The sequence below is a fragment of the Pseudomonas sp. NPDC087697 genome, assembly GCF_044743155.1.
Classification (GTDB): domain Bacteria; phylum Pseudomonadota; class Gammaproteobacteria; order Pseudomonadales; family Pseudomonadaceae; genus Aquipseudomonas.
Window position 1 is genome coordinate 46423 of the sequence record NZ_JBIUVW010000045.1, and the last position, 11197, is coordinate 57619.

The window sequence follows — 11197 nt, forward strand, 5'->3', positions numbered from 1 at the left end:
CGACCTTGAATGAGCCGGTTACAGACTGCCTTCGACATCTTCCAGACTGAAGGTCTCAGTGTTGTCGTCATAGGAAAATATTTCGGCGTACCGACCCCAACTGATCACGTTCTCCAGGGTTTCTTCCACCGCTGCATCGTTGAGCGAGTCTCCCAGCTCCTGCTCGAAACGGACACGCGGCGCCCAGTGCCCACGGCGCTCCTGCAGCACCTGACGGATACGGGTGGCCAACGGCACATACCGGAGCAGATGTTCGGCAAAAATGGTTTTGCGTTCCTGGGTGCCGTACTCATCGAACAGCTTGCCCGCGTCGGTCAGCTTGATGTCGGCGCCCTTGAGCTCGGCAAATCCCAGATGCTCGAGCATCTCCGCCACCGGAAACAGGTCATCGACCTCCAGCAACAAACGCTCGGCGACATTGGAGAGGCTGTCCTGCCCATAATACGGCTCGGCCGCCAGTGCAGAGATCAGACCGGCCATAAGGTTGGTCGACACTTCAGGCAATGGGCTGCCCAATTGCAGTTCGGCCTTGCCGGTTTTGGCATCGGCACTGCGTCGGTTGGTCATCAAGGCATAGATGTCATCGACCATTTTGCGAAAGGTCGGATCCAGACGGTTGCGCGGGTGGGCGAACGGCACATTGATTTGCGCCACGACCCGACCGGGGTTCGACGACAACACCAACACGCGGTCGCACATCAACACCGCCTCTTCGATGTTGTGGGTCACGATCAGGATGGACTTGATCGGCAACTGGCCGCCGCTCCACAGGTCCAGCAAATCGGTTCTCAGGGTTTCTGCCGTCAGTACGTCCAGCGCCGAGAACGGCTCGTCCATCAGCAGCAAGGTCGGGTTGACCACCAGCGCCCGGGCAAAGCCCACCCGCTGACGCATGCCGCCCGACAACTCCCGTGGGTAAGCGTTTTCAAATCCGTCGAGGCCGATCAGGTCGATCGCCGCCAATGCACGCTTGCGCGCTTCCTTGGGTTCGACCTGCAACGCCTGAAGACCGGCTTCTACGTTTTCCAGAACTGTCAGCCAGGGAAACAAAGCAAAGGTCTGAAAGACCATGGCCACGCCTTTGGCAGGTCCGGTCAGCAATGAGCCGTTGTAGTGAACCTCGCCCGAAGAGGGCTGAATAAGGCCGGCGATGATCCGCAGCAGCGTCGATTTGCCGGAGCCGGAGCGACCCAGCATGCCGACGATTTCGCCCTCGCGCAGGGTCAGATCGACATCGCTGAGTACCTGTAACTCGTCCTTGCCCTTGCCAAACCCGCGGCTCACATTCGTGAGTGCATAAATTTCGGAGTGCGCGCCTGTTTTTTCAGTATGGCTATTCATGACATCGACACCTGTTAATTCAGACGGAGTTTGTTTTCAGCGATGGCGTACATCGGCCGCCACAGCACGCGGTTGAACGCCACGACAAAGAACGACATCACTACCACGCCCAAGGTGATTTTTGGAAAGTCGCCAGCCGCGGTGGTCTGGGCGATATAGGCCCCCAAGCCGTGAGCGACCACTTTGTCCTGCCCCCAGGAAACGAATTCGGAAACGATACTGGCGTTCCACGCCCCGCCCGAGGCAGTAATCGCACCGGTCACGTAATACGGGAAAATGCCGGGCAGCATTACCTTGCGCCACCACTGCCAGCCGCGAATGTGGAAATTCGCCGCGGCCTCGCGAAAATCGTTGGGAAATGCACTGGCACCGGCGATCACGTTGAACAGGATGTACCACTGCGTCCCCAGCACGATCAGCGGGCTGAGCCAGATGTCCGGGTTCAACTTGTAGTGCAGAATCACGATGACAAACACCGGAAACAACAGGTTCGCCGGGAACGCCGCCAGGAACTGGGCCAGCGGCTGGATCTTCTCCGCCAGATGCGGGCGCAAACCGATCATCACGCCCAGCGGTACCCAGATCAGTGAGGCCAACAGAATCAACAGGGCCACCCGCAGCAGGGTAATCGCCCCCAGACCAATCACATGCCAGAGTTCATCAAGCGTCACCTCGCTGCCGACGTAGATGACAATGTGATACAGCGCGTAAAGAGTCATCAGCGCAATCGCCGCGCCCCAGACCCAGTCGATAGCCCTTGAAACCGCCGGGCTGGTCTGATGAACCACCACTGCTTTAGAGCGTGGCAGGCTCAGGCGCATGTTGGTGATGCGCACGATGGCCCGGATAAACGGCCGCAACAGGCGCTGAACGACGCGGGTGCGCTGAATCAGATTCAACACCCACGACTCAGGGCTCCCGGCCTGGGAAGCGGTGTCCTCCATCCGGAACTTGTCTGCCCAGGCCACCAGCGGCCGAAACAGGAACTGGTCGTAAATCAGGATGACTACAATCATCGCCAGAATGACGTAACCCACGGCGTGCATGTCGCGCTGCTCAATGGCCGTCGCCAGATAGGAACCGACGCCCGGCAAGGTAATGGTCTTGTCGCCCACGGTGATCGCTTCCGAGGCCACCACGAAGAACCAGCCTCCGGACATGCTCATCATCATGTTCCAGACCAGGCCCGGAATGGCGAACGGCACATCCAGTTTCCAGAACCTTTGCCAGCCGGAAAGCTGCAGGTTGCTGGACACCTCTTCGAGATCCCGAGGCACCGTGCGCAGCGACTGATAGAAGCTGAACGTCATGTTCCAGGCCTGGGCGGTGAAGATAGCAAAGATTGCCGCGCACTCCGCGCCCAGCACCCGCCCTGGAAACAGCAACAGGAAAAATGTCACGGTAAACGAGATATAGCCCAGAACAGGCACCGATTGCAGGATGTCCAGCACCGGCACCAGCAGCTTCTCTGCACGCCGGCTTTTGGCCGCCAACGTCCCGTACACCAAGGTAAAGATCAGTGACGCCACCATGGCCGCGAGCATGCGCAACGTTGTGCGGATCGCATATTCGGGCAAGTCAGCCGGGTCCAGCGAGATGGCCTGGGTCTGCAACGTCGAGATCGGGGCCCAGGTCTCGTGGGCACCAATCGAGAAAAACAGCAGGAAGCCAATCACCAACGGCATGGCGATCAGGTCCCAGCGGTTGGGAAGCAACCGTTGTGCCGTGGCCGGTATGTAATGACGCAATACCTTATTCATGTTCAGTGATTCCAGTAGCGTTCTGGAGGTGATCGTTGACCACCGATCAACAGTTTCTAGAGTGACCGCGCACTGAACAGCTCAACGGGCAGTTGCAGCACAGCTACGTACACTCTAGCGGGGTAATAAAACGATGGAGGGAGGCCACACAAACGAACGCTACGGGGGCGATGCAGAAAATGGTTCAGTGGCTCAGAAATCCGTGGATCTGAACACACCATTTACCCTCTGCGCCTCACTTGGCATCCCAATGGGTGGCCCGCCGAGAATCGGCAGGGTCCATGGCTGGAGTCTCCTGAACGGGAGTGAAAAGGACATTTGGACAGGAAAAGCACTACGTCATCGGGCCGGCAGATTTTGCCTGCGGCACACGCAATCGAAGTCGATGCCGACGCGCGGCTTTTCCGGGGCGGATTGTACGTTTCTAATTGTTACAGAAACATAAACTTGACGTATTTTTTACGTATTTGTGAATGGCCACCCTCCCATTGGCGGAATCGATGCCCATTGCCGCATCTCGACTCCACCGGCCATCAGGTAGCGAGCGGGGGGTTGAATGAGCAGTGTTGACTTTCCCAGCTCCGCCCGCCAAAATTTACAACTTGTTACATCTGAGGTCATTTTTCTTTGGACAGTCATTGTTGTGAATCGGAGAAATTCTCCGTAAAAGCTTGGCACGACCTCAGCTAGATCCCCTTAGCCAACGTCTTGCCAAGTGCAGGACGTTGCGCGCATCAGTATCAAACTCCTTCGCGTAACTAAAACATGAAACCTGAGTGGGCAGATTTATCTGCGCGCTCGTGATCCGCGCGTGCGTCTTGCGTTCGTTGCGGTCGCAGGTTTCTGACTCATCGCCTGCCTCCGTTTGTGCAGTAGCGATTGTTTTAACGTGTTCGTACCACCAGGTACGGAAAGGAGGGCGTCATGCCACCTGAAAGTAATCAAAGGCCATCTCAATATTCGAAGCTGTGCCGCCATGAACATCATGAAGGAGAGACCACTTATGGACCCCAGTAGTAGTAGTCCGGTCACTCTGATTGAAATGGCGGCGTCTAGCGGGCAGTAGCACAACCATCACTGGCTGATCTTCCCCTCGATTTTCCGCATTTCTCTCCGCGTGACCTCTCACGACTCCGACCTATTTGGTCGACGGTTTAGTGCCCGTTTATTTCGCGCCCCTCAGCACCAGGACGCCTGATTTTCCACTCTGATTCCAGCTTTAGGTTGTGGTTTACAGAGGGAGACACCAGCACACCGGTCCGGCGGGAATCGAAAGCGGCATCCAGCGTTACGCTTTTGGAGAGATTTCGTTATGTCCAACTTGAAGATTGAAACAGCTGTTCTTGACAGCGCCCACGTCGGAGACATCCGCGGAGCATTCGGTACTATCCGTCACGACGACATCGCCCCGCGCAATGGTTGGTGGCAGCGCTTCAAAACGCTGCTGGCCATCCTGGGCCCCGGGTTGATCGTGATGGTGGGTGACAATGATGCCGGTGCATTCAGCACCTATGGCCAGGCTGGCCAGAACTACGGGACCATGCTGCTGTGGACCATGGCGCTGTTGATCCCGGTGCTGTACGTCAATCAGGAAATGGTGCTGCGTCTGGGTGCCGTGACGGGTGTCGGTCACGCCCGACTGATCTTTGAACGCTTCGGCAAGTTCTGGGGTGCGTTCAGTGCGATCGACCTGTTCATCCTCAACGCGCTGACCATTGTCACCGAGTTCATCGGCATCAGCCTCGGGATGGACTTCCTCGGAGTGCCCAAGGTGGCCGGTGTCTGTGTGGCAGCGGTGTTCATCATGCTCGCAGCCTGCACCGGCGACTTCCGGCGCTTCGAACGCTTCGCGTTGATCCTGGTGATTGGCAGCCTGCTCCTGGTACCGATTTTCGTGATGATCCATCCACCCATGGCGCAAGTCGCTCACGACTTTTTCATCCCGCAACTGCCGACTGACGGCAAATTGTCGGAAGTGTTGCTGCTGATCATCGGCATTGTTGGCACTACCGTGGCACCATGGCAGCTGTTCTTCCAGCAAAGCTACGTGATCGACAAACGCATCACCCCGCGCTTCATCAAGTACGAACGCGCCGATCTATGGCTGGGCATTGCGATGGTGGTGATTGGTGCCGTGGCAATGATCGCTTTCACCGCGCAGGTTTTTGTCGGTCACCCTGAGTTTGGCCAGTTCACCGATGCCGGCGCCATCGCCACAGGCATCGCCAAATATCACGGGCGCCTGCCGGGGGTACTGTTTGCGATCGCATTGATCGACGCCAGCATCATCGGCGCAATGGCGGTCTCGCTGTCGACCGCCTACGCGCTGGGTGATGTACTGAAACTGAAACACTCGCTGCACCGTAAACCAAGCGATGCCAAGGGCTTTTACGTGATGTACTGCGGCCTGATTGCACTGGCCGCAGCGCTGGTGTTGATTCCGGGTGTGCCGCTCGGCCTGCTGACCAACGCGGTACAGACGCTGGCGGGTGTACTGCTGCCAAGCGCCACCGTGTTCCTGTTGCTGCTGTGCAACGACAAGGAAGTGCTGGGCCCATGGGCAAACAAGCGCTTCACCAACGTCATTACTGCGATCATTGTGGCAGTGCTGGTACTGCTGTCGGTCATCTTGACGGCTTCGGTGGCCTTCCCGGATATGTCCGGTGAAACCATCACCAACATCCTCATCGGTGGTGGCTTGGTGGGACTCGTCATCGCCATTGCGGTGAATGTGCTACACGCCCGCAAAGAGGTCGACAACGGGATGCTGCCTGAGAACACCGTTACCTTCACCCAACAAATGATGTACTCGTGGCGGACGCCGCCACTGGCACAACTGAAGCCGATGGTACTGTCGCAACGCAATCGCATCTGGATGGGCGTGCTGCGCGGCTATCTGGTGGTGGCAATGGTCATGGTGATTTACAAGGTCATCCAACTGGCACTCGCTTAAATCTGTTAACAGGCAGGACGAATGGCGCAAGCTTTCGTCCTGCCTGTACAGCAGCCCCCTATCCCCTCCCCGGAAAGCATCCTCACAGCCGCTTCGTGATGAAAGGGCCAGATAATAAAAAACCCCCTGACTCAGGGGGTTTTTGCATAGCGTCGAAACCGCTTGGTAAAAACCAGCTCAGGTTTCAGCCTTGTGGATAACTCACTCCACCGTCACCGACTTCGCCAGGTTGCGCGGTTGGTCGACGTCAGTGCCTTTGAGCACGGCGACGTAGTACGAGAGCAGCTGCAGCGGAATGGTGTAGAGGATCGGTGACAGGATGTCGTGGATGTGCGGCATGTTGACCACATGCGTGCCTTCGCCATTGCTCATGCCAGCTTTCTCGTCAGCAAACACAATCAGCTGACCGCCACGGGCACGAACTTCCTGCAGGTTGGATTTCAACTTCTCCAACAGCTCGTTGTTCGGTGCCACAGTCACCACCGGCATGTCGTCGTCGACCAGTGCCAACGGGCCGTGCTTGAGCTCGCCGGCCGGGTAGGCTTCGGCGTGGATGTAAGAAATTTCCTTGAGCTTGAGCGAGCCTTCCATCGCCACCGGGTACTGCGCGCCACGGCCGAGGAACAGCGTGTGGTGCTTGTCGGCGAACAACTCGGCGATTTTTTCGACGGTGCTGTCCATGGCCAGCGCTTCGCCCAAACGAGTCGGCAAGCGACGCAGTTCTTCGACCAGTTCAGCTTCCACGCCTTTGGCCAAGGTGCCACGCACCTGACCCAACGACAGGGTCAACAGCAACAGACCCACCAACTGAGTAGTGAACGCTTTGGTCGATGCCACACCGATTTCGCGACCGGCCTGGGTCAGCAGGGTCAGGTCGGACTCACGCACCAAGGAACTGATGCCGACGTTGCAGATGGCCAGGCTGGCGAGGAAACCCAGCTCTTTGGCATTGCGCAGTGCGGCCAGGGTGTCGGCGGTTTCGCCAGACTGGGAGATCGTGACGAACAGCGAATCTGGCTGCACGACCACTTTGCGATAACGGAATTCGCTGGCAACTTCGACCTGGCACGGGATCCCGGCCAGTTCTTCGAGCCAGTAACGCGCGACCATACCGGCGTGGTAGCTGGTGCCACAGGCGACGATCTGCACATTGCGGACCTTGGCGAACAACTCGGCGGCTTGTGGACCAAAAGCCTGAACCAGCACCTGGTTCGGGCCAAGGCGACCTTCCAGAGTGCGTTGCACGACCGATGGTTGTTCGTGGATTTCCTTGAGCATGAAGTGGCGGAACTTGCCCTTCTCGGCGGATTCGGTGTTATCGCGGTACTGCACTGCTTCGCGCTCGACAGCTTTGCCATCGATATCCCAGATCTGCACGCTGTCGCGGCGGATTTCGGCGATGTCCCCTTCTTCCAGGTACATGAAACGGTCAGTGACCTGACGCAGTGCCAATTGGTCGGACGCGAGGAAGTTCTCGCCCAGACCCAGGCCGATCACCAGCGGGCTACCACTGCGGGCGGCGACCAGACGATCGGGTTGTTGCGCGCTGATAACGGCCAGGCCGTAGGCACCGTGCAGTTCTTTGACCGTGGCCTTGAGGGCGATGGTCAGGTCGCTGAGGTCTTTGAGTTTGTGGTTCAGCAGGTGGGCAATGACTTCAGTATCGGTGTCCGAGGTGAACACGTAACCCAGGGCCTTGAGCTGTTCACGCAGGGCTTCATGGTTTTCGATGATGCCGTTGTGCACCACCGCCAGATCGCCGGAGAAATGCGGGTGAGCGTTACGCTCGCAGGGCGCACCGTGAGTCGCCCAACGGGTGTGGGCAATACCCAGACGGCCGACCAGCGGTTCGGCGGCCAGCGCTTGCTCCAACTCGCTGACCTTGCCCGGGCGACGCATGCGCTCGAGTTTTTCGCCGTTGGTGTAAACCGCAACACCGGCGCTGTCATAGCCGCGGTATTCGAGGCGCTTGAGACCTTCGAGCAAAATGGCGGTGATGTTACGTTCCGCGACTGCGCCGACAATTCCACACATGCTATATCTCCTGGCTGACTGCCGCGCAAATCAAGTTAATGCCGCGGGCCTGAATCTGATCGCGTGCCTCTTGCGGCAGGCGATCATCGGTAATAAGGGTATGGACGCTGCTCCATGGCAGCTCCAGGTTTGGAATCTTGCGGCCGATCTTGTCGGATTCGACCATCACGATCACTTCACGAGCCACGTCGGCCATCACTCGGCTCAGACCGAGCAGCTCGTTGAAAGTCGTGGTACCGCGCACCAGATCAATGCCATCGGCACCGATGAACAACTGGTCGAAATCATAAGAGCGCAGGACCTGTTCGGCGACCTGCCCCTGGAAAGACTCGGAATGCGGGTCCCAGGTTCCACCCGTCATCAACAATACTGGCTCATGTTCAAGTTCGCTCAGAGCATTGGCAACGTGCAGAGAGTTGGTCATGACGACCAGACCCGGTTGTTGCCCAAGTTTCGGAATCATCGCGGCGGTCGTGCTGCCGCTGTCGATGATAATTCGCGCGTGTTCGCGAATTCGCATCACCGCGGTTCGGGCAATGGCTTGCTTGTACTGAGAGACGGGTTGGCTCGGATCACTGACCAACTCTTGCGGCATGGTGATCGCGCCGCCGTAACGGCGTAGCAACAAGCCATTGCTTTCAAGCGCCGCGAGGTCTTTGCGAATCGTAACTTCCGAGGTTTCGAAACGCTTGGCCAGTTCATCCACACTGACTTCGCCCTGCTCAGTGAGCAAGGCAAGGATATTGTGGCGACGTTGTGGTGTATTGCGCTTTGACATGATTAGGTAAGTTTCGATTCGAAAGATAACGAAAGCAATCAAAACCTATCGGCGAAACTTCGTCAAGCCGGCGCACGAAAAAAACATCTGTGGTTAACCCATTCGCGAGCAAGCCCGCTCCCACAGGAATTGCGTATAAACCTGTGGGAAGGGCCGGGCGACGTTCGCTTGCTCGCGAATGCGATGGATCAGGCTGTGAATAACTCCAGCCCGATCATTGACCTGTGGATAACTCAGCTCTTGTGGACTTTCACCGGACGCTTCCAGCCATCGATGTTCTTCTGCCGAGCCCGCCCAATGGCCAATTGGGATTTATCCACATTCGAGGTAATCGTCGAGCCCGCCGCAGTGGTCGCGCCGTCCAAGATATCCACAGGCGCCACCAACGAGTTGTTGGAGCCAATGAATACGTCTTCACCCAAGACAGTCTTCCACTTGTTGAGGCCATCATAGTTGCAGGTGATGGTGCCCGCGCCGATGTTGGTGCGCGCACCGATCTCGGCGTCACCCAGGTAGCTCAGGTGGCCGGCCTTGGCACCTTCACCCAAATGGGCATTCTTCAGTTCGACAAAGTTACCCACATGGGCGCGGGCTTCCAGCACAGTGCCCGGACGCAGGCGCGCGAACGGACCGGCATCGCTGCCCTCGCCCAATATCGCGCCTTCGATATGGCTGTTGGCCTTGATCACCACGCCTTTGCGCAAGGTGCTGTCCTTGATCACGCAGTTCGGGCCAATGACCACGTCGTCTTCAATAACCACACGACCTTCCAGGATCACGTTGATGTCGATCAGTACATCACGGCCGACGGTCACTTCACCGCGCACATCAAAACGCGCTGGATCGCGCAGCGTCACGCCCTGAGCCATCAGGCGACGGCCTTCACGCAACTGATAGTGACGCTCAAGCTCTGCGAGCTGCTTGCGGTCGTTGGCGCCCTGCACTTCCATCGCGTCGTGAGGTTGCTCGGTGTCCACCACCAGACCGTCGCTGACTGCCATGGCAATCACGTCGGTCAGGTAGTACTCGCCTTGGGCGTTGTTGTTGGAGAGCCGGCTCATCCAGTCGCCCAGATGACTGGCCGGCACCGCAAGAATGCCGGTGTTGCCTTCAGTGATCGTACGTTCGGCTTCGCTGGCATCTTTGTGCTCGACGATAGCGGTCACCCGACCGTCAGCATTGCGCACAATGCGACCGTAACCCGTCGGGTCATCGAGCTCGACGGTCAACAGTCCCATCTGCAGTGGCGCCACAAGCTTGAGCAGGCGTTGCAGAGTTGGGACTTCAATCAGCGGCACATCACCGTAAAGAATCAACACAGTATCGGCGGTGATGAACGGCACAGCCTGGGCCACTGCGTGACCCGTGCCGAGTTGCTGGTCCTGCAACACGAAGTTCAAGTCGTCTGCAGCCAGACGCTCGCGTACCTCATCGGCACCGTGGCCGATCACCACGTGGATGCGCTGTGGATCAAGTTGGCGGGCGCTGTGGATAACATGGCCAAGCATCGAATTGCCCGCCACCGGGTGAAGAACCTTCGGCAGAGCCGAGCGCATGCGAGTGCCTTGACCGGCAGCGAGAATAACGATTTCAAGTGACATGACTGGCTACCAATCCTGGGAGGTCAGCGGCTGCGACCAAGGGGTGAATTGCAGAAAAAGAAAAAGGGTAGCCGAGGCTACCCTTTTTAATCAATCACACAACAAGCGGGAGGCTTATCAGCCGCCGAACTTCTTGCGGATCTGCTGGACGGTGCGCAGCTGAGCTGTCGCCTCGGCCAGACGTGCAGCAGCGGAACCGTAGTCGAACTCGGCGCCTCTATCATGCAAGGCCTTCTCGGCAGCCTGAACGGCTTGCTGAGCGGAGGCTTCGTCCAGGTCGGCAGCACGTTGCACGGTGTCGGCAAGAACCTTGACCATGTTCGGCTGAACCTCGAGGTAACCACCGGAGATGTAATACACCTCGGCTTCCCCACCCTGCTTGATCAAGCGGATCGGACCTGGTTTCAGATTAGTGATCAGCGGAGCGTGACCCAGAGCGATACCAAGCTCACCCAGCTCACCGTGCGCAATCACCATCTCGACCAGACCGGAGAAGATTTCCCCTTCCGCGCTGACGATGTCGCAATGGACTGTCATAGCCATCTGCTTGCCTCAACCTAAATTAGCGCCCGTCACCGGGCGCCTGGATTACAGTTTTTTGGCTTTCTCGATCGCTTCTTCGATGCCGCCGACCATGTAGAACGCTAGTTCTGGCAGGTGGTCGTAGTCACCGTTGAGGATGCCTTTGAAGCCAGCAATGGTGTCTTTCAGGGAAACGTATTTACCCGAA

7 protein-coding genes and 1 pseudogene are annotated in these 11197 nt (G+C 57.8%); 1 reads left to right on the plus strand and 7 read right to left on the minus strand.

All coding sequences use genetic code 11. The features are described from left to right. Window positions 1–18 precede the first annotated feature (18 nt). Both ACIPIN_RS24255 and ACIPIN_RS24260 read right to left on the minus strand, forming a co-directional pair. The gene (locus ACIPIN_RS24255; RefSeq protein ID WP_401123115.1) at window positions 19–1341 is read right to left on the minus strand and encodes an AAA-associated domain-containing protein; all 1323 of its coding nucleotides are present in this window, start codon (window positions 1339–1341) and stop codon (window positions 19–21) included. A 14-nt stretch (window positions 1342–1355) separates the two neighbouring features. Continuing rightward, on the minus strand, window positions 1356–3101 hold the full coding sequence (locus ACIPIN_RS24260; RefSeq protein ID WP_401123117.1) for an ABC transporter permease: 1746 nt from the start codon (window positions 3099–3101) through the stop codon (window positions 1356–1358). A 1312-nt stretch (window positions 3102–4413) separates the two neighbouring features. Here ACIPIN_RS24260 and ACIPIN_RS24265 point away from each other — a divergent pair. Next, window positions 4414–6054, plus strand: coding sequence for an Nramp family divalent metal transporter (locus ACIPIN_RS24265; protein ID WP_401123119.1), 1641 nt, complete (start codon window positions 4414–4416; stop codon window positions 6052–6054). A gap of 201 nt (window positions 6055–6255) precedes the next feature. On the opposite strand, the gene glmS is transcribed toward ACIPIN_RS24265, so the two are convergent. The 5 genes and pseudogenes from glmS to ACIPIN_RS24290 form a co-directional block, all read right to left on the minus strand. Then, window positions 6256–8088, minus strand: coding sequence for a glutamine--fructose-6-phosphate transaminase (isomerizing) (gene glmS / locus ACIPIN_RS24270; protein WP_401123122.1), 1833 nt, complete (start codon window positions 8086–8088; stop codon window positions 6256–6258). Between the two features lies 1 nt (window position 8089). Further along, window positions 8090–8869 (minus strand): DeoR/GlpR family DNA-binding transcription regulator, encoded by a 780-nt coding sequence (locus ACIPIN_RS24275; RefSeq protein ID WP_401123129.1) that lies wholly within the window; start codon window positions 8867–8869, stop codon window positions 8090–8092. Window positions 8870–9099: 230 nt separating this feature from the next. Further along, window positions 9100–10467, minus strand: a complete 1368-nt coding sequence (gene glmU, locus ACIPIN_RS24280) for a bifunctional UDP-N-acetylglucosamine diphosphorylase/glucosamine-1-phosphate N-acetyltransferase GlmU (protein ID WP_401123124.1) — start codon at window positions 10465–10467, stop codon at window positions 9100–9102. A 117-nt stretch (window positions 10468–10584) separates the two neighbouring features. Further along, complete coding sequence (locus ACIPIN_RS24285) at window positions 10585–11010, minus strand: F0F1 ATP synthase subunit epsilon (RefSeq protein ID WP_401123126.1); 426 nt, start codon at window positions 11008–11010, stop codon at window positions 10585–10587. Window positions 11011–11055: 45 nt separating this feature from the next. Continuing rightward, a pseudogene (locus tag ACIPIN_RS24290) lies at window positions 11056–11197 on the minus strand (F0F1 ATP synthase subunit beta); the annotation flags it as partial.